This is a genomic window from Streptomyces sp. 3N207 (assembly GCF_052246355.1).
Classification (GTDB): Bacteria; Actinomycetota; Actinomycetes; order Streptomycetales; family Streptomycetaceae; genus Streptomyces.
The window spans coordinates 47,305-65,258 of record NZ_JBQQBV010000017.1 but is presented as its reverse complement, the minus strand read 5'-3'; the positions used below and the strand labels follow the sequence as shown (position 1 = coordinate 65,258).

19 protein-coding genes are annotated in these 17,954 nt (G+C 70.7%); 8 read left to right on the top strand and 11 right to left on the bottom strand.

The genetic code is table 11. The features are described from left to right. Window positions 1-7: 7 nt before the first annotated feature. Complete coding sequence (locus ACTWP9_RS24775) at window positions 8-1,318, bottom strand: glycosyltransferase family 4 protein (RefSeq protein WP_443248469.1); 1,311 nt, start codon at window positions 1,316-1,318, stop codon at window positions 8-10. A gap of 707 nt (window positions 1,319-2,025) precedes the next feature. Beyond that, the gene (locus tag ACTWP9_RS24770) at window positions 2,026-3,009 is read right to left on the bottom strand and encodes a DUF3068 domain-containing protein (RefSeq protein WP_443248468.1); all 984 of its coding nucleotides are present in this window, start codon (window positions 3,007-3,009) and stop codon (window positions 2,026-2,028) included. A gap of 310 nt (window positions 3,010-3,319) precedes the next feature. Between ACTWP9_RS24770 and ACTWP9_RS24765 the strand changes: the two genes are divergently transcribed. Both ACTWP9_RS24765 and ACTWP9_RS24760 read left to right on the top strand, forming a co-directional pair. Further along, window positions 3,320-3,709 carry a hypothetical protein gene (locus ACTWP9_RS24765; RefSeq protein WP_443248467.1) on the top strand — a complete coding sequence of 130 codons (390 nt, stop codon included), beginning with the start codon at window positions 3,320-3,322 and terminating at the stop codon, window positions 3,707-3,709. A gap of 2 nt (window positions 3,710-3,711) precedes the next feature. Continuing rightward, window positions 3,712-4,938: a helix-turn-helix domain-containing protein gene (locus tag ACTWP9_RS24760; RefSeq protein ID WP_443248466.1), complete on the top strand. Its 1,227-nt coding sequence runs from the start codon at window positions 3,712-3,714 to the stop codon at window positions 4,936-4,938. A gap of 91 nt (window positions 4,939-5,029) precedes the next feature. Here ACTWP9_RS24760 and ACTWP9_RS24755 read toward each other — a convergent pair whose 3' ends face one another. Then, a complete protein-coding gene (locus ACTWP9_RS24755) occupies window positions 5,030-5,422 on the bottom strand; it encodes a cupin (RefSeq protein ID WP_443248465.1) in 393 nt (130 codons plus the stop codon). A gap of 126 nt (window positions 5,423-5,548) precedes the next feature. On the opposite strand from ACTWP9_RS24755, the gene ACTWP9_RS24750 reads away from it, so the two are divergent. Further along, window positions 5,549-6,202, top strand: a complete 654-nt coding sequence (locus ACTWP9_RS24750) for a TetR/AcrR family transcriptional regulator (RefSeq protein ID WP_443248464.1) — start codon at window positions 5,549-5,551, stop codon at window positions 6,200-6,202. Here ACTWP9_RS24750 and ACTWP9_RS24745 read toward each other — a convergent pair. Next, window positions 6,171-6,614 (bottom strand): MarR family winged helix-turn-helix transcriptional regulator, encoded by a 444-nt coding sequence (locus tag ACTWP9_RS24745; protein WP_433106338.1) that lies wholly within the window; start codon window positions 6,612-6,614, stop codon window positions 6,171-6,173. The genes ACTWP9_RS24750 and ACTWP9_RS24745 overlap by 32 nt on opposite strands. Before the next feature lie 88 nt (window positions 6,615-6,702). On the opposite strand from ACTWP9_RS24745, the gene ACTWP9_RS24740 reads away from it, so the two are divergent. Both ACTWP9_RS24740 and ACTWP9_RS24735 read left to right on the top strand, forming a co-directional pair. Beyond that, window positions 6,703-7,752, top strand: a complete 1,050-nt coding sequence (locus ACTWP9_RS24740) for an NADP-dependent oxidoreductase (RefSeq protein WP_443248463.1) — start codon at window positions 6,703-6,705, stop codon at window positions 7,750-7,752. 118 nt (window positions 7,753-7,870) lie between these two features. Next, a complete protein-coding gene (locus ACTWP9_RS24735; RefSeq protein ID WP_443248462.1) occupies window positions 7,871-8,299 on the top strand; it encodes an organic hydroperoxide resistance protein in 429 nt (142 codons plus the stop codon). 96 nt (window positions 8,300-8,395) lie between these two features. Here ACTWP9_RS24735 and ACTWP9_RS24730 read toward each other — a convergent pair whose 3' ends face one another. Next, entirely contained in the window at window positions 8,396-9,364 is a 969-nt protein-coding gene (locus ACTWP9_RS24730) for an SGNH/GDSL hydrolase family protein (protein WP_443248461.1), read from the bottom strand. Between the two features lie 304 nt (window positions 9,365-9,668). On the opposite strand from ACTWP9_RS24730, the gene ACTWP9_RS24725 reads away from it, so the two are divergent. Both ACTWP9_RS24725 and ACTWP9_RS24720 read left to right on the top strand, forming a co-directional pair. Beyond that, window positions 9,669-10,163: a DUF3145 domain-containing protein gene (locus tag ACTWP9_RS24725; RefSeq protein ID WP_443248460.1), complete on the top strand. Its 495-nt coding sequence runs from the start codon at window positions 9,669-9,671 to the stop codon at window positions 10,161-10,163. Between the two features lie 99 nt (window positions 10,164-10,262). Beyond that, a complete protein-coding gene (locus tag ACTWP9_RS24720; RefSeq protein ID WP_443248459.1) occupies window positions 10,263-11,177 on the top strand; it encodes an NAD(P)-dependent oxidoreductase in 915 nt (304 codons plus the stop codon). Window positions 11,178-11,320: 143 nt separating this feature from the next. Here ACTWP9_RS24720 and ACTWP9_RS24715 read toward each other — a convergent pair whose 3' ends face one another. The 5 genes from ACTWP9_RS24715 to ACTWP9_RS24695 form a co-directional block, all read right to left on the bottom strand. Further along, complete coding sequence (locus ACTWP9_RS24715) at window positions 11,321-12,631, bottom strand: beta-ketoacyl-[acyl-carrier-protein] synthase family protein (RefSeq protein WP_443248458.1); 1,311 nt, start codon at window positions 12,629-12,631, stop codon at window positions 11,321-11,323. Between the two features lie 34 nt (window positions 12,632-12,665). Continuing rightward, window positions 12,666-12,914: an acyl carrier protein gene (locus ACTWP9_RS24710; RefSeq protein ID WP_209263290.1), complete on the bottom strand. Its 249-nt coding sequence runs from the start codon at window positions 12,912-12,914 to the stop codon at window positions 12,666-12,668. A 72-nt stretch (window positions 12,915-12,986) separates the two neighbouring features. Further along, window positions 12,987-14,021 carry a ketoacyl-ACP synthase III gene (locus tag ACTWP9_RS24705; protein WP_443248457.1) on the bottom strand — a complete coding sequence of 345 codons (1,035 nt, stop codon included), beginning with the start codon at window positions 14,019-14,021 and terminating at the stop codon, window positions 12,987-12,989. A 22-nt stretch (window positions 14,022-14,043) separates the two neighbouring features. After that, window positions 14,044-14,991 carry an ACP S-malonyltransferase gene (locus ACTWP9_RS24700; RefSeq protein WP_443248456.1) on the bottom strand — a complete coding sequence of 316 codons (948 nt, stop codon included), beginning with the start codon at window positions 14,989-14,991 and terminating at the stop codon, window positions 14,044-14,046. Window positions 14,992-15,091: 100 nt separating this feature from the next. Then, window positions 15,092-16,279 carry a PucR family transcriptional regulator gene (locus ACTWP9_RS24695; protein WP_443248455.1) on the bottom strand — a complete coding sequence of 396 codons (1,188 nt, stop codon included), beginning with the start codon at window positions 16,277-16,279 and terminating at the stop codon, window positions 15,092-15,094. Window positions 16,280-16,368: 89 nt separating this feature from the next. On the opposite strand from ACTWP9_RS24695, the gene ACTWP9_RS24690 reads away from it, so the two are divergent. Next, a complete protein-coding gene (locus ACTWP9_RS24690) occupies window positions 16,369-17,079 on the top strand; it encodes a pirin family protein (protein WP_443248454.1) in 711 nt (236 codons plus the stop codon). 27 nt (window positions 17,080-17,106) lie between these two features. Here ACTWP9_RS24690 and ACTWP9_RS24685 read toward each other — a convergent pair whose 3' ends face one another. Next, the gene (locus ACTWP9_RS24685; RefSeq protein ID WP_443248453.1) at window positions 17,107-17,922 is read right to left on the bottom strand and encodes a serine hydrolase domain-containing protein; all 816 of its coding nucleotides are present in this window, start codon (window positions 17,920-17,922) and stop codon (window positions 17,107-17,109) included. Between the last annotated feature and the right edge of the window lie 32 nt (window positions 17,923-17,954).

Here is a 17,954-nt window from a genome sequence, read left to right as displayed (position 1 = left end):
GGCCCTATCACCGCCCTACGGGAACGGGGCGCAGGGCGGCCGCTCGGACGGTTTCCGGCGCCGGGTCCGGATCCGGGCCCAAGGCCGCGTCCGGTTCCGGCCCCGGACGGCTGGATGCGGGAGCTCCCGGAGTGCCGGCGGCGCGGGCGTACGCCTCTGCCGCGACGGCCCGGAAACTGCGAACCGTGTGCGCCCAGCGGAACCGGGCCGCCATGCGCTCCGCCGCACGGCCCAGCGCCAGCCGCCGTTCGGCCGACAGCGCGAGCGCGCACCAGTGCGCGGCGAACGAACTCTCCCCGCGCGCCAGCAGCCCGGTCACCCCGTCCTCCACGGAATCGCGCAGCCCGGGGATGTCGAAACCGATCGCAGGGGTACCGCGTGCCGCTGCCTCCATGACGACCAGCCCCCACCCCTCCACCAGGGAGGGATGCAGCAACATCCAGGAACGGCACAGCAGTCGGTGCTTCTCGCCCTCGCTGATGTGCCCGGTGAAGGTGACGCCGGGACCGGCCATGGCTTCGAGCGCCGACCGTTCCGGGCCGTCGCCGACGATGACCAGCCGGCCGCCGGTGACCGGCCTGACCCGTTCCCACAGGCGCAGCAGCAGATCGACCCGCTTGTACTCGACCAGCCGTCCCATCGCCAGGAACAGCGGCTCGGGCGCCTTGGAGTGCGGTGGGCCCGGCTCCTCGACACCGTTGTGGACGATGCGGATCTCCTCCTCGGGCACGCCGATCTCGGTCAGTGCCCGCGCGGTCGACCCGGAGACGGCGACCTTCAGGTTGTGCCGGTGGTTGCGGGCCAGCGCCCAGTGTTCGAGCTGCCGGCCCACCCGTGCGGCAGGAGCCGGATAGCGCATGCCCCACAGGTCGGTGTGCACATGGTTGACGAAGCAGAGCGTCGGCCCCCGGTGCCACAGGGGCGCGAGGTACGGCATGCCGTTGCAGACCTCCACCAGCAGATCGCAGTCGCCGACCTGCCGGGCGAAGGCGCTCCGGGCGCGCAGGAAGTGTGTGGCATCGCCACCTGCCGACACGACACGGTAGTCGCGGTAGGCGGCAGGACCGCCGCACAGCAGGGTGACCTGGTGGCCATGGTGGGTGAGTCCCTCGGCTATCCGGTCGATCAGCAGCTCGGAGCCGCCCGCGGCCGGATTGCCGAGATCGCGCCGCGCCAGGAACACGATGCGGCGGGGGGACCCTGGATCGGCCGGCCGCTGCCTGCGTGGGGCGGAGCCCTGCCCGGTGGTGGGGGCAGGCACGAGGGCGGCGCGCTGGTCGTGTGGGGGGACCAGGGAAGGTCGTACGTGCTGGGGCATTGGCGCTCCAACTCGTCTCAGGGTGCGGTTGGGACCGATGCGGTGGGGGCCGTCTCGGTGGGGGTCGTTTCTGCGGGGGTCGTTTCTGTGGGGTCGGTGCCTTGTGGGGCCCGGTGGGGACTGGTGCGGTGTGCGGTGGGGATTGGTGCGGTGTGCGGTGTGCTGTGGGGTGGGGCGAGGTGCGGTGTGTTGCGGGGGTTTGCAGACATTGCAGGTGTGCAGGCGTTGCGTTCCGTTGCCCGTTGCGCTGACGTGCGGTTGGATCGATCCCTTGCAGTGCGTTGCGTTGAGGTGCGTTGAGGTGCAATGGAACCGATGCGTTGCAGTGCGTTGCCTTGAGGTGCGGTGGAACCGATGCCTTGCAGTGCGATCAGTGGAGCCGTTGCGGTGCGTTGCGTTGCCGTGAGGCTTGTGCGTTGCCGTGAGGCTCGTGCAATGCATTGCGGTGCAGTGCGTTGCGTGGGCGGTGCGAAGGCTTTGCGGGGGCGGTGCGCGGGGGTTGTGCGGGGCGGTGCGCGTCGGTTGGCTCAGTGTTCGCCGCAGTGTTCGCGGGTGGCTACTCACCGGAGTGACAATTTTGCTCCGGAATGAGCCTGAAGCTTCATCACTTCGCGCTCTGTCGCATGTTCAACCATCAGCGGCCGACAGGAGCCGAGTTCGCCGTGCCGCACGGGTGCGCACATGCCCCTGTCACCCTCTCTTCACCGTCATGCCTCGGCCGGACGGTCCGGGGCGTGCCGCGCCCGGCCGGGAGCGGGGCGGCCCCTGGCGACCAGCACAGCACCCGCCGCGGCGCACACCCCGCCGGCCGTCACGGCGCCGATGGGGGCGACGCTGCCGACCATCCGTAGCTGGGAGTTGTCGTCCTTGGCCAGGCCCACGGCCTCCTGCTGGGTCTTCTTGGTGAACGCCAGCTTGTCGCTCTGCAACAGCGTCACCTTGTCGGCCTTGCCGCCGGGCGCGCGCAGCACGAGCTTCGGCCCGGTCGCCGCGTAGAGGATGCGGCCGGTGCGCTGGTCGACGATGAAGTCCAGGCGCGAATTCGAGTACCACTCCTCGGCATTGACCTGCCCCCTCTTCGGCTGGTCCACCAGCAACCCGGGAACCTGCCGGGTGCCGGCCCGGGTGGGTTTCACGGTGCCCGAGAAGCGCAGACCTTGGTGGCCGCGCACCTTCGCCTCGCCCTTGTAGCGCAGCGGGACGGTCGCGCCCAGGCTGCTGTCCCACCAGGAGTAGTCCCGCTTCTCCACATCGAACGGCCACTTCAGGTACGCCTCTCCGGCGATGTCCTTCGGCTTGGAGCTGCAGCAGTTGACCGGCCGGTTGTTCTTGCGGTCGGTCACCAGGCGCTCGGTCGTCCACTGGAACGACTTGCGTGGGTCGTCCAGCTTTCGGGTGTTGGGGTTGTCGATGACCTGCGAGACGTTCCACACGGCTCGCCCGCTCTTCTCGCTGGCCGCGACATCGCCCAGCACGCGCCGGGTGACGGTGAGCTTCTGACCGCTCTTGGTCTTGAGTTCCTGCTGGTCGAAGTATTTGCCCGTGCCGGTGAAGACCGAGGTGATGTTGACATCGGTGGGAGTGCGCTTGGCCCGTGGTTCGACGTACCAGGCGAGCATCGGCGAGAGCACGAGCAGAAAGACTCCGAGGCCCAGCAGGATCAGGGCGAGAGGCGATGCGGTACGGCGCATGACGGGGCACTCCGAGGGTGGTCTAGGCCCGCGCGCAGGGGCGACCCTGCGGCAGGTGCGGCGCTACGACGGGGAAGTGCACGTTCGATGACGGGCCGCCCGAACTCGTGAAGGGAACGGTCAGTTCGTCTGGACGGTCCGTATGGGCCGGAAACCGTAGGCCGTCTCTTGACACGGAGTCAATGCCCACCGACACTCAGCAACTCACAAGGGGTTGGCTCCTGGGGCGGGGCCGTCGCACCGAACCGCCGCGTCCTGGCACGGCGGGTACGGCCACCACGGCACCGACGAAGAGAGGTTCGCCTCCGCCATGCACAGACTCCTCGCCGCCGCGCTCACCTGCGTGGTCGCCGCCGGTCTCGCCGTCGGCGCCGGCTTCGGCATCGTCGCCGCGCTCAACGCCACCCCGGAGCAGCCCAACGTGCCGCTGGTGCACTTCCATTCGTCACCGGACGAGGTCCCCGGCCTCGACGAGTCCGCGCTGCCGTCGGCCTCTCCCAGCGGCTCGCCGAGCCCGTCCAAGAGCACCGAATCCAGCCCTGGCACCGCCCGGGATGCGGAGGAGTCCGCGGACGAGACCCCCGGCACTGCTTCGCCGACGGCGTCGCCCGACTCCGCGGACGGGTCTTCGGACGGATCACCAGGAGGTTCCCGGGGCGCGGCCGAACCCTCGGGCTCCGCCGCCGCACCGGGGGAGTGACGGTGACGTCCGCGCCTGTCCGCTCGGCCTGGCAGGACGTACGGCCGTTGCGGGTGAGGCAGTTCGCCGAGCGCGCCATGGCCGAGGTGCCCGTGCTCGCCCAGGACATCCTCTCGGCCATCCGGCGCGAATACCCGGCCCTACCGCTGGTGCTGGACGACTCGGGCGAGCCGATGGCACTCATCGGTATCCGGCGCGCCCTGGAGCACTTCGTGGAGAACCTGGCCACCGGCCTGGAAGCCCCGCATGTGCCGCCGCAGGTCTTCCAGGAGTTCGGCCGGGGCGAGGTCCTCCATGGGCGCAGCCTCGACTCGTTGCAGGCCATCTACCGGCTCGGCATCCGGCTGGCCTGGCGCCGGTTCGCCGAGATCGGCACCCAGATGGAGATCCCGCCACCGGCGATGTACGAGCTGGCCGAGTCCGGTTTCCAGTACCTCGACGGTCTGGTCGCCGAGTCCGTGCGCGGCTATGCGGAGGCGGCGGCACGGCAGGCCGGCGAGCGGCTGCGGCTCCAGCGCCGGCTGCTGGACCTGCTGCTGTCCGAGCACCCGCCGCGCGGCGGAGGCGACCGCGCCGATCTGCTCGCCGACCGCGCCGCCCGCATCGGCTGGCGGATGCCGCAGACGGTCGCTGTCGCCGTCCTGGTGCGCCCCGCCCGCTCGGCCGTACCGCCTGCCGTGGGCGACGAGGTGCTGCTCGACATGGAGTGCGAACAGCCCCGCATGGTGGTTCCCGAGCCGGAGGCGCCCGGCAGACCGGAGCTGCTGCGCCGCGCCGCCGCCGGCTGGTCCGGCGCGGTGGGACCTCCGGTGCCGCTGGCCGAGGCGGTGAAGTCATTGCGCTGGGCCCAGTCCGCCGTCGTACTGATGGAGCGCGGGCTGTTGCCGGGCGGGGAGTTGCTCTACTGCACCGAGCACACCGAGGCCCTTGTACTGCTGCCGCCCGAAGAGCTGATCGCCGGGCTGACCCGGCGCAGGCTGGCGCCGCTGGAATCCTGCGGCCCCGCCCACAGCCGCCGGCTGGCCGAGACGCTGCTGGCCTGGCTGGAGACCCGAGGCGGTGCCCCGGAGGTGGCGGGGCGCCTCGGCGTACATCCGCAGACCGTGCGCTACCGGCTGCGCCAGATCCGCGAGCTGTGGGGCGATGAGATCGACGACCCCGACAGCCGCTTCGAGCTGGAACTGGTGCTGCGCTCGATGCGGTTGCGCGGCGAGCTGGGCCCGCCGTAGCGCCGGCCGACCGGAGCTGCCCAGCTGAAGCGCCGGCCGGTCCGCCGTCCCGAGGCGCCGCCTCACCGCGTTGATGGCGGCTCCCTCCCGCTCACCACCCGGTGCGGCGCTCCATCTGCGTGCCGGCGATCCGCGAGAACGCCATGACGTCGCTCGGCTCCTCGATCGTCGTGCGATGCCAGCGGCCCCTGGGTATGACGCAGGCCGTTCCCGGGGTGAGCCGGGCCACCAACTCCCCGTCCGGGTCCTCGGGCTCCTCCTCCCTGCGGAAGTAGACCCGAACCGCGCCGGTCAGCACGCACAGCACCTCCTCGCCGTCCGTGTGCTGCTCCCACGATTCGGGGTGTGCGTCGGCGTCCTCCTCGACATGCAGGGTCATCACCGTCCACCCGTCGAGGTCGGGCGACATCCGGCGCTCCTCGGCACGGACGTCGCCGGCCGGTCCGAGCCGGAACATGGACGAGAACAGATCTACCGCGGTCATAGCCGCCCCCTCATCATCAAGTACGGTGTACGCGATCGGATTTCAGTGGAACACGTACGCCGTACGTAGTCAAGCCCTGTCCCCTCGGGTGCACGAGGGGACGAACCCCGGAAAGGCGGACATCCGGTGCCGGCATCCAAGAAGTTCAGCAGGGACCAACTCGCCTCGGCTGCACTGGAGTTGGCCGACGAGAAGGGGCTGGACGCCCTCTCGATGCGCTCACTTGCGGCGCGGCTGGGCACCGGCCCGATGACGCTCTACAACTACGTGGACGGGCGCGACGGGCTGGAGTCGCTCGTCATCGAGGCGGTCGTACGCCACGCCGCCTACCCGCCCGAGCCCGCGGCGGACTGGCGCGAGGAGGTACGTACCCTCGCGGAGTGCTACTGGGTCACCATCCGCAGACACCCCCAGGTGGTGCCGCTGATGGTGGCGCGCCGGACCACGGACGAGCCGACCCTCGACTTCGGGGAGCGGATGCTGGAGGCGCTGGCCAGAAGCGGCAGATCCGGGCGGGATCTGCTGGTGGCCTTCCGGCTGGTGACCGGGTTCATCGTCGGCTTCGCGCAGGGCGAGGCCGGGGGTGAGACCTTCAGCCTGGCGGGCGGCTCGGCGGACGAGGTGATCGAGCGCGGCCGGACCCTCCCCGCGGAGCGCTATCCGCGGGTGGTGGAGATCGCCACGGCATCGGCCCGGGGCGACCGCGCCGCGGAGTTCCGGGCGGGCCTCGAGCTGCTGGTGGCCGGGCTCAGTGCGGAGGCTCGCCCAGCATCCGCTTGAGCAGGTCGCGCAGCAGCTTCCGCTCGGCGAGCGTGAGCTCCTGGAGCGGTTCGCCCGCGAAATCCAGCTCCCCGCGCAGCCGGACCGCGGTCGCGCGCCCCTCCTCTGTGACGGCCGCGACCTTGACACGGCGGTCGCCGGGGTCGGGCCTGCGCTCGACCAGGCCGCGCGATTCGAGGCGGTCGACTATGCCCGTCACGTTCGACGGCTCGCACTTGAGGTGGCGGGCGAGCTGCCGCATCGGCCTGGGCTCGCGCGCCAGCAGGGTGAGGACCCGCGCCTGCGCGCCGGTCAGTGCGTGCTCGGCAGCGGCCAGCTCGTACTCCTCGTGATAGCGCGCGACCACCGTGCCGATCAGCTCGCCCACCTCGACGGTGAGCGCGTCAGGAACGTGACTGTCTGCAGCTGCCATGCGACCAGCCTAGCGCAATGCTTGACAAAATGAAATATCCAGGCGCATGGTTGTTTCAGTACCTGAAGCAAATCCAGGAGGCGACACCGTGTCCTCATCCGTATCCCCCGACTCCGCCGCGGGCCGCATCCCGGCCACCGGGCGGGCCTGGCATCTGACCGCTCGGCCCCAGGGCTGGCCCACCCCGGACGACTTCGCGCTGCGGGAGGTGCCGGTACAGGCCCCGGCCGAGGGCCAGATCCTGGTGCGGAACATCCACCTGTCCGTGGACCCGTACATGCGCGGCAGGATGAGCGCGGCGAAGTCCTACGTGGAGCCGTACAAGCTGAACGAGCCGATGACCGGCGGTGCCATCGGCGTCGTCCTCGCCTCGGAGGACCCCGGCTTCTCCCCTGGTGACCATGTGCTGCACGACCTGGGCTGGCGGGAGTACGCCACGCTCCGGGCCAAGTACGCCACCAAGGTCGACGCGGAGGCGGCCCCGCTCTCCACCTACCTCGGCGTGCTGGGAATGCCGGGACTGACCGCCTACGCGGGTCTGCTGCGGGTGGCCGACTTCAAGCCGGGCGACGCCGTCTTCGTCTCCGGGGCGGCCGGCGCGGTCGGCAGCGAGGTGGGCCAGCTCGCCCGGCTGAAGGGCGCCTCCCGGGTGATCGGCTCGGCGGGCTCCGACGAGAAAGTCAAGGTGCTGATCGACGAGTACGGCTTCGACGCGGCCTTCAACTACAAGAACGGCCCCGTCGCCGAGCAGCTCAAGCAGGCGGCACCGGCCGGCATCGACGTCTACTTCGACAACGTCGGCGGTGAGCACCTGGAGGCCGCCATCGCCGCCATGAACCTGCACGGCCGGATCGCCGTGTGCGGAATGATCTCGCAGTACAACGCCACCGAGCCGACCCCGGCCCCGCGCAATCTCGCCCAGATCATCGCGAAGCGCTTCCGCATGGAAGGCCTCCTGGTGATGGACCACTACGACCTCCAGCCGCAGTTCGTCGAGGAGGTGGCCCCCTGGGTGCGCTCCGGCGAGCTGAAGTACCGGGAGACTGTGGTCGAGGGCATCGAGAACAACCTGGAGGCCTTCCTGGGCCTGCTGCGCGGGGAGAACGTCGGCAAGATGATCGTCACTCTCGGGGCCTGAGCTCGCGGCCGACCGGGCTGGCTGCCCCGCCCGTGGACCGAGCGCCTACGCTGGTCACCGCACCGGCGGGAGCGTGGGCGCGAGTTTCCCCGGTCGTGCCATCAACAGGAGGAAATCCATGGCAATACAGCCGATCGACGTCAAGTACACCGCCGTCGCCACCGCGGAGAACGGTCGTGACGGCCGCGTGGCCAGCGACGACGGCCAGCTCGACGTCGTCGTCAACCCGCCCAAGGCGATGGGCGGCAGCGGCGCGGGCACCAACCCCGAGCAGCTCTTCGCCGCGGGATACAGCGCCTGCTTCCAAGGGGCGCTCGGCGTCGTGGCCCGCAAGGAGGGCGCCGACATATCCGGCTCGACCGTCACCGCCGAGGTCGGCATAGGCAACACCCCGGAGGGTGGCTTCGGTCTCACCGTCGCCCTGCGGGCCACGATCCCGAACGTGGACGAGGCCACGGCCAAGGATCTGGTGGAGAAGGCCCACCAGGTCTGCCCGTACTCCAACGCCACGCGCGGCAACATCGAGGTCACGCTGCAGGTCGCCTGACGCTCGTCCCGGGTCGCGGATGCCGCCGCGTGGGCGGTGCCCGCGGCCCGGGTTCGGCTCGCCCCGCGAGTCCGAGTCCCGTAACGCCCTGCCGGTCTACCCGGCGGGGCGTCGCGCGGTGATCTGTCCGTACGCCAGTTCCGCGAGGCTGCGCTGGCCCTCCTTGCTGGGGTGGAACCAGTCCCAGTTGCTCAGCTCGGTCCCGGTGAACCGGTAGTTGAAGACCGCCCCGTTGTCGTAGCGGCAGCGCAGATCCTTGGCGCACTCCTGCTTGAGCACGGCGTTGTAGGCCACCACCCGGTCGTAGACCTGCTGCCGCCGCTCCCGGTCGGCCGCGTCCGTGGACTGCGGTTCCTTGAGCATCGACTGGCAGATGCCCAGCCCCCACACCCGCTGCCCTATCGGGTTCTTCCTGCCCTCCTGCCACAGCCGCTTCAGGTTGGGCACGCTGGAGACGTACATCTGCGCCTTGGGTGCCTCGGTGCGCAGCGCCCGCAGCCCTTCGCGGAAGCTGGTGCGGAACTCCTCGACGGAGGTCATCTGTCCGACGGTGGGGCGGCAGGCGTCGTTGGCGCCGCTCATGACGGTCACCATGTCCGGCTTGCGGGCCGCGGCCCTGCGCAGCTGGGCGGGCAGGTCGGCGATGACCGCGCCGCTGGCCGCGTAGTTCCAGCTCTCCGTCCCCGGGTCGCTCAGCAGCCGCCGCGCGAGGCTGTCGACGCCGTCCGCCGTGCCGGTGGCCCATGACACCTTGGTGCAGTCGGCCAGCAGGGAACATGCGTCGAACCCGCGGGTGATGGAGTCACCAACGGCGGCCAGGGAGTCGGGGCTGCGGTCCCAGATCCGCCGCGGGGTGGGTCTTGGGTGGGGGCGCGAGGAGTCTTCGGCGCGCTGCGCGCCGTGCTTGTCGCCTCCACCCGACGAGCTGCCGCACGCCACGGCGAGCACCAGACCCGCTACGGTCATCAGGACGAAAGCGCAGATGGCAACGGTGCGGGACCGTTTCGGCGCGCCGGGCAGCGAACGCGCTGGACGTGCGTTCCCCGGCTCGTGGCTCTCCGTCATCCGACCCCCTGTTTCGCCCGCGCTCAACCGACGGTACGTCACCCACCGTGCGCCGCCTCGCGGTAGCTTGTGCCGTGGTCGGTGAGCGGGTGGGTCGACCGGCACAGCGACTGGTAAATATTACCTCGCGTCACTTCCTGTCCCTTTCGGGGAGAATTGGGCGCAATGGTGTTTACTATTCGTAACCTCGGGAGCTGGTAGGGAAGTGACCGGTGGTGCAAATTGTCAGGCGCTTTTCCGGCGCGTGATCGGTAGGTGATCGAGGCCGCCCGGTGGCGACCCTCGGAGCGCACTGGAGGTCCCGGTGACGACACGTGGAGTTCTGTACGTCCACTCGGCGCCCCGCGCCCTGTGCCCGCACGTCGAGTGGGCCGTCGCGGGGGTGCTGGGCGCCCGCGTCAACCTCGACTGGATCAGACAGCCCGCCTCGCCCGGTACCTGGCGCGCCGAGTTCTCCTGGCAGGGCGATCCCGGCACCGCCTCCAAGCTCGCCTCCGCGCTGCGCGGCTGGCACCTGCTCCGCTTCGAGGTGACGGCAGAGCCGTGTGCGACCGCGGAAGGCGAGCGGTACAGCTCCACACCGGATCTCGGCATCTTCCACGCGGTCACCGGGATGCACGGCGACATCCTCATCCCCGAGGACCGGTTGCGGGCCGCCGCCGCCCGCGCGGGACGAGGTGAGAGCGAGCTGGAGGCCGAGATCTCCAAGCTGCTGGGCAAGCCCTGGGACGACGAGCTGGAGCCGTTCCGCTACGCGGGAGAGGGCGCACCCGTCCGCTGGCTGCACCAGGTGGTCTGAAACCGGTGGCTGCACCAGGTGGTCTGAAACCGGCCAGGACAGGCCGCCCGCATGCGTGCCGGTTGCCCTGGAGGGCGCTCGAAGCCCTACCGTTCCGGCATGCCTGACGAAAACTCAGTCGCAGTGCTCGGCACCGGCACCATGGGGGCCGCCATGGCCCGCAACCTCTCCGCGGCCGGGCTCCGGGTCCGCGCCTGGAACCGCACCCGCGCCAGGGCCGAGCCGCTGACCGGCCACGGCATCACCGTCACGGACGAGGCCGCCGAGGCCGTACGCGGTGCCGACACCGTTCTGACTTCCCTTCATGACGGCCCGGCCGTGCTGGCGGCGATGCGCGCCGCCGCCTCCGGGCTGGCGGAGGGCACCCTATGGATCCAGGCCAGCACCGTCGGGCCGGACGGGACCGCACCGCTGGTCGAGTTCGCCGACACGCAGGGGCTGTGCTTCCTGGACGCGCCTGTCCTGGGCACCAAGGCGCCTGCCGAAGCGGGGCAGCTGACCGTCCTCGTCTCCGGCGGCTCCGGCAGCTCCCTCGTACGGGAGCGGGCCGCCCCCGTGCTCGACGCCATCGGCGCCAAGACCCTGTGGCTCGGCGAACAGCCCGGCGCCGCCAGCCGTCTCAAGCTGGTGGTCAACAACTGGGTTCTCACCCTCATCAACGGAACGGCCGAAACCCTCGCCCTCGCCGAAGGGCTCGGAGTCGAAGCCGCCGACTTCCTCGGTGCCGTCGCCGGCGGCCCGCTGGATGTGCCGTATCTCCAGGCGAAGGCCAGGCTGATCCTGGAGGGCGCCTATGACGCCAGCTTCCTGCTCTCCGGCGCCCGCAAGGACGCTGAGCTCATCACCGGAGCAGCACGGAAAGCCGGCGTACGGCTCGACGCCACCCCGGCGATCGCCGAGCGGCTGCGGCGCGCGGAAGCGCAGGGGCACGGCGCGGACGACGCGGCAGCCTCGTTCTTCGCCAGCTACGAGTCCTCCGACTACGGCAGGGGCGACGCCCGCGGCTCCGCTTAGCAGCCCACAGCCCACAGCCCACAGAAGAGCAGCGGTCGCAGACGGCCGGCAGTACATATGTAAGGGGCGGCCTCCAAGGGAGGCCGCCCCTTACATATGCCGCGATCGGCACTCGGTCCGCGTCCGGAACGACACGGCCGGAATCACACCGTGCGGAACGCCAGTACCACGTTGTGGCCGCCGAATCCGAAGGAGTTGTTCAGCGCGGCGATCCGGCCCTCGGCCGGGAGCTCGCGTGCGGTGTCGCGCACGATGTCGCCGTCGGCCTCCGGGTCGAGGTTGGCGATGTTGATGGTCGGCGGAGCGATGCGGTGGTGCAGCGCCAGCAGCGTGGACACCGTCTCGACACCTCCGGCGCCGCCCAGCAGATGGCCGGTCATCGACTTGGTGGCCGAGATACCCATGTGGTCGACGTCGTCGCCGAACACCTTGCGCAGCGCCTTCAGCTCCGCAAGGTCGCCCTGCGGGGTCGAGGTGGCGTGCGCGTTGATGTGCATGATCTCGGCCGGGTCCAGGTCGGAACGGGAGACCAGGTTCTGGAGTGCGTGCGCGATCCCGTTGCCTGAGGGCTCCGGCTGCACGATGTCGTGGCTGTCGGCGGAGATGCCCTGGCCGACCGCCTCCGCGTAGATCCGCGCGCCGCGCCGCCGGGCGTGCTCGGCCGACTCCAGCACGATCACCCCGGCGCCCTCGCCGAGCACGAACCCGTTGCGGTCCACGTCGAAGGGGCGGGAGGCGCCCTGCGGGTCCTCGTTGTTCTTGGACATCGCCATCATGTTGGCGAACGCGGCGACCGGCAGCGGGTGTATGGCCGCCTCGGTGCCGCCGGCGACGACGATGTCGGCGCGGCCGGTGCGGATCATCTCGATCGCGTACCCCACCGCCTCCGAGCCGGAGGCGCAGGCGCTGACCGGAGTGTGCACTCCGGCCCGGGCGTTGACCTCGAGGCCCACGTTGGCCGAGGGGCCGTTCGGCATCAGCATCGGCACCGTGTGCGGCGAGACGCGGCGAACGCCCTTCTCCCGCAGCACGTCGTACTGGTCCAGCAGCGTGGTGACACCACCGATACCGGACGCCACGACGGCGCCCAGCCGGTCCGGGTTGACGGAGGCGTCCTCGCCGGCCCGGGCGGTGAAGCCCGCGTCGGCCCATGCCTCACGGGCCGCGATCAGCGCGAACTGCGCCGAGCGGTCCAGTCGCCTGGCCTGGGGGCGGGGGATGCTCTCGCCCGGCTCGACCGCGGCCTTCGCCGCGATTCGTACCGGCATATCGGCAGCCCACTCCTCTTCGAGGAGCCCCACGCCCGAGCGCCCGGCGACGAGCCCTTCCCAGGTCGATGCGCTGTCGCCACCCAGCGGTGTGGTTGCGCCGATACCGGTGACGACCACGGAGTGATTGGTCGCGTTCACTGGAATTCTCTCCACGGTAGGGGGTGACTCGTTTGAGCCACCCATACGCCGGGTGGCGACAAACGCGTCAACGGATGTCTCAGCTCTGGTGCTTGAGGATGTAGTCGGTCGCGTCACCGACGGTCTTGAGGTTCTTGACGTCGTCGTCCGGGATCTTCACGCCGAACCGCTCCTCGGCGGCGACGACCACCTCGACCATGGACAGCGAGTCCACGTCCAGGTCGTCGGTGAAGGACTTCTCCAGCTGGACATCCTCGGTCGGGATTCCGGCGATCTCGTTCACGATCTCGGCGAGGCCCGAGACGATCTCTTCCTGAGTGGCGGCCATTGCGGCGCTCCTTCGTATATGCGGTGAGTCCGCAGCGCCCGACCCTGTCGTACGGGGCTGCTCGGATCTTGACTAGGGGAGAGTAACGACCGTGGCGGCGTAGACGAGACCCGCCCCGAAGCCGATGACGAGCGCGAGGTCGCCGCTCTTCGCCTTCCCCGTCGCCAGCAGCCGCTCCATCGCCAGCGGGATGGAGGCAGCCGAGGTGTTGCCTGTGGTCTCCACGTCGCGGGCGACCGTGACGTGCTCGGGCAGCTTGAGGGTCTTGACCATCGAGTCGATGATCCGCATGTTCGCCTGGTGCGGAATGAAGACGTCCAGATCTTCGGCCGTTATGCCGGCCGCGTCCAGGGCCTGCTGCGCGACCTTGGCCATCTCGAAGACGGCCCAGCGGAAGACCGTCTGGCCCTCCTGGCGCAGCGCGGGGAACTTCAGCGAACCGTCCTCGCTCAGCGGCAGCTGCGAGACATCGCCCACCCGGAAGCCGTCCCAGGGGACGGTCTGGGTGATGACGTCCCGCTTGTCACCCTCCGAACCCCAGACCGACGGGCCGATACCGGGCTCGTCGGACGGGCCGACGATGACGGCTCCGGCACCGTCCCCGAACAGGAACGCCGTGGAGCGGTCCGTCAGGTCCGTCAGGTCGGAGAGCCGCTCGGCGCCGACCACCAGCACGTAGTCGGCACTGCCCTCGACGACCAGTCCCTTGGCGAGGGTGAGGCCGTAGCCGAAGCCCGCGCAGCCCGCGTTGATGTCGAAGGCCGCCGCCTTGCCCGCGCCCATCCGGTCGGCGATCTCGGTGGCGACCGCCGGGGTCTGCTTGAAGTGCGAGACGGTCGAGATGATGACCGCGCCCACCTGGTCGGCGGTGATCCCGGCGTCCGCGACGGCCTTGCCCGCGGCCTCCAGGGTCATCTCGGCGACCGTCTCCTCCGGCCCCGCCCAGTGCCGGGTCGCGATACCCGAACGGGAGCGGATCCACTCGTCGGAGGAGTCGATGTGCTTGAGGATCTCCTCGTTCGGCACCACACGGGTCGGTCGGTATCCGCCGACGCCGAGAATGCGCGCATACGGCGAGCCCTGCGCGGGCTTGATCTTCGCGGTCATGCTTCTCGGGACTCCTTGGAGGTCAGGCGGACGTGTGTGCGGCGATGAGGTCCCGCGCGGCGGCGAGGTCGTCGGGCGACTTCAGCGCCAGCGTCCGTACGTCCGGCAGAGCGCGCTTGGCCAGGCCGGTCAGGGTGCCGCCGGGGCACAGCTCGATCAGGGCTGTGGCGCCCAGCTGCTGGAAGGTGTCCATGCACAGATCCCAGCGCACCGGGGCCGAGATCTGGTTGACGAGACGGCGTACCACCTCCTGCCCCGACTCCACGATCTGGCCGTCGAAGTTGGAGACGTAGCGGGTGAGCGGTGCCTTGGGTGTGACGCCCTCCACGGCCGTCTCCATGGCGGGCAGCGCGCTCGCCATGTGCTCGGTGTGGAAGGCTCCCGCGACCTTCAGCGCGATGACCCGGGCCTTCTCGGGCTTGTCCTCCGCCAGCGCCGCGAGCTGCTCGGCGGTACCGGCGGCCACGATCTGGCCCGCGCCGTTCTTGTTCGCGGGGGTCAGGCCGAGCTTCTCCAGGTGTTCGGTGACGACCTCAGGGTCGCCGCCCAGCACGGCGGACATGCCGGTCTCGGCCGTGGCGGCGGCCTCGGCCATCGCCGTGCCCCGGGCGCGGACGATACGCAGCGCCTCCAGCGGGGTGAGTACACCGGTCAGTGCCGCGGCGGCCAGCTCGCCCACGCTGTGGCCGGCGAACGCGCCGACGGCGGCGGCCCGGCCGGGGGCGCCCTGCGTGGGCTCGCCCTCCAGCAGTTCGTAGCCGGACAGCAGGCTGGTGGCGAGCAGCAGCGGCTGGGCCACGGCGGTGTCACGGATCGCCTCGGCATCGGCCTGGGTTCCGTAGTGCACCAGGTCCAGGTCGATGGCGGCCGACCACTGGGCGAGCCGGTCGGCGACGCCGGGGAGTTCGAGCCAGGGGGTCAGAAGGCCAGGCTTCTGGGCGCCTTGGCCGGGAGCGACGAGTACGAGCACTCTTTCACTCTCTCCTGTGGGCAGGGGTCTCGGCCGGTGGGGACCGAGACGAAGAACCGTGAGGGGAATTGTGGACCCTCAACAAAAGACGCCCGTCAGCTTACGGCTGACCCGGGAAGTCGGCGAGACGCCCCAGGATCAGCGCGATACGCAGCGTGAAAGCGGAACGTACATCCGAAGGCGACCAGCCGGTGACGTCCGTCACACGTCGCAGCCGGTAGCGGACGGTGTTGGGGTGCACGAACAGCATCCGCGCGGCGCCCTCCAGGCTACTCGCCTGTTCCAGATAGACGCTGAGCGTCTCCAGCAGCGCCGACCCGGCCTCCTCCAGCGGTCTGTAGATCTCCTCCACCAACAGCTCCCGCGCGGCCGGGTCACCCGCCATCGCGCGCTCGGGAAGAAGATCGTCCGCCAGCACCGGCCGGGGGGCGTCCGGCCAGGCCGCACACGCCTTCAGACCTGCCATCGCCGCCTGTGCGGAGCGGGTGGCCGCCAGCAGGTCACCCACCACGGGCCCGGCCACCACCGGGCCCGCCGCGAACGGCCCGATCAGCGACTTTGCCGCCTTCAGCGGATCGTTCGAGCCCCCCGCGATCACCACCAGCCGGCTGCCGAGCACGCCCGTGAGCACCTGGAGCTTGGCTTGCCGGGAGGCCCGCCGGATGGCCTCGACCGTCAGCTCGCTGTCGCCGTCCGGTGCGGTGCCCAGCACCACGGCCACATGCTCGGGGGAGTTCCAGCCCAGCGCGGCGGCACGGGAGACGGCGCCCTCGTCCGCCTCGCCGGAGAGCACCGCGTTGACCACCAGCGACTCCAGCCGGGCGTCCCACGCCCCCCGCGCCTCGGCGGCCTGCGCGTACACCTGCGCGGTGGCGAAGGCGATCTCCCGCGCGTACACCAGCAGCGCCTCCCGCAGCACCGCCTCGTCCCCGGGCGCCGCCACCTCGTCGATGGCCGTCTCGACGACCTCGATCGTGGTGCGCACCATCTCCACGGTCTGCCGCAGCGTGATCGCCCGCGTCAGCTCGCGCGGCGCGGTGCCGAACACGTCCGTGCTGATGGCCTGTGGCGTCTCCGGGTGCCGGAACCACTCGGTGAAGGCAGCGATACCCGCCTGCGCGACCAGGCCGATCCAGGAGCGGTTCTCCGGCGGCATGGCGCGGTACCAGGGCAGCTGCGCGTCCATGCGCGCGATGGCAGCGGCGGCGAGCTTCCCGGAGGACTGTTCCAGTCGGCGCAGGGTGGCCAGGTGGGGGTGCTGGGGTGGTGGATCTGTGGCTTCGGGCACGGGACAAGCCTGCCTTACCGGATGTCCTTTCCGGGCGCGGGGGCGGACAGGTGCCTTTCGAACAAGGGCCCGGCACTACCGTGGGGCCCATGGCACAGATGGTGTGGCGGGCCGAGGACCGGTACCGGGGCGGCGACCGGCAGGCCGGGATCGACACCCGGCACGCCTTCTCCTTCTCCGGCTTCTACGACCCCGACAACGTCGGCTTCGGACTGCTGGTGGCCTGCAACGAGGAGCGCCTCGCGTCCGGCGCCGGATTCGACGAGCACCCCCACCGTGACGTGGAGATCGTCACCTGGGTCGTCGAGGGCGAACTGGAGCACCGCGACTCCGCCGGGCACACCACTGTGGTGCGCCCAGGAGACGTGCAGCGGCTCGGCGCGGGCAGCGGGGTGCGGCACACCGAGCGGAACGCGGGCGAAGGACCGCTGCGTTTCGTCCAGATGTGGCTGGTGCCGGGTGCGTTCGGTACCGAGCCCGCATACGAGCTGGTCCGTGGCATCGCGGACAACACCCCTTTCGCCCTGCCGCGCACCGAAGCCGTACTGCACGTACGGCGGCTGGCCGACGGGGAGCGCACTGCTGTGCCGCAGGCCGCCTTCGTGTACGTCCATGTGGCGCGTGGCCGGGCACTGCTGGACGGTACGACTCTGCACGAGGGCGACGCCGCGCGGTTGACCGCCGAACAGGCTGACCATAGGAGCACCGAAGCAGCCGTACAGAGCGAGCTGGAGCTGCGTGCGGAGGGCGGCGCGGAACTCCTGCTGTGGGAGATGCATGCGGAGCCCGTGTACGGCTGAGCGCCACCGCAGTGCGCTGCCGTACGGCTAGCCCCGCAGCTCCGCCAGCACCGCGTCGGTGAACGGTGTCCACGCCTCCATGGCCCATGGGCCGAAGGCGCGGTCCGTGAGGGCTACACACGCGGCTCCCGCGTGCGGATCCACCCATAGGAACGTCCCGGACTGGCCGAAATGCCCGAAGGTGCCCCGCGAGGACGTCTCGCCCGTCCAGTGCGGGGACTTGGTGCCGCGGATCTCGAAGCCCAGGCCCCAGTCGTTCGGCTTCTGGTGGCCGTAACCGGGCAGCACGCCGCTGAGCCCCGGAAAGACCACCGAGGCCGCCTCCCGAACCGTGGAGGGAGCCAGCAGCGTGGGGGACTGGAGCTCGGCAGCGAAGCGGGTCAGGTCCGCCAGTGTGGAGACGGCGTCCTTGGCGGCCGAGCCCTCCAGCTCGGTACCGGCCATGCCCAGCGGATCGAGCACCCCTTCGCGCAGGTACTGCGGGAAGGGCATCTCGGTCGCCTTGGCCAGATGGTCGGCCAGGGCCTCGAAGCCCGCGTTCGAGTAGATCCTGCGGGTGCCCGGCTGGGCCATCGACCGGTGCTCGTCGAAAGCGAGCCCGGAGGTGTGCGCCAGCAGATGCCGCACTGTCGCACCCTCGGGACCGGCCGGCTCATCCAGCTCCACAGCGCCTTCCTCCAGCGCCATCAGCGCCGCATACGCGGTCAGCAGCTTGGTGACGGAGGCAAGCGCGAAGCGCTGCGTGGCCACACCGTGCGTTCCGGCCACGCTGCCGTCGGCACGTACGACGGCCGCCGCCGCAGTGGGCACCGGCCAGGTCTCGATGATCCGCAGGCTGTCCATGGGAACGAGCCTAACGGCACCGTTTTGCCGTC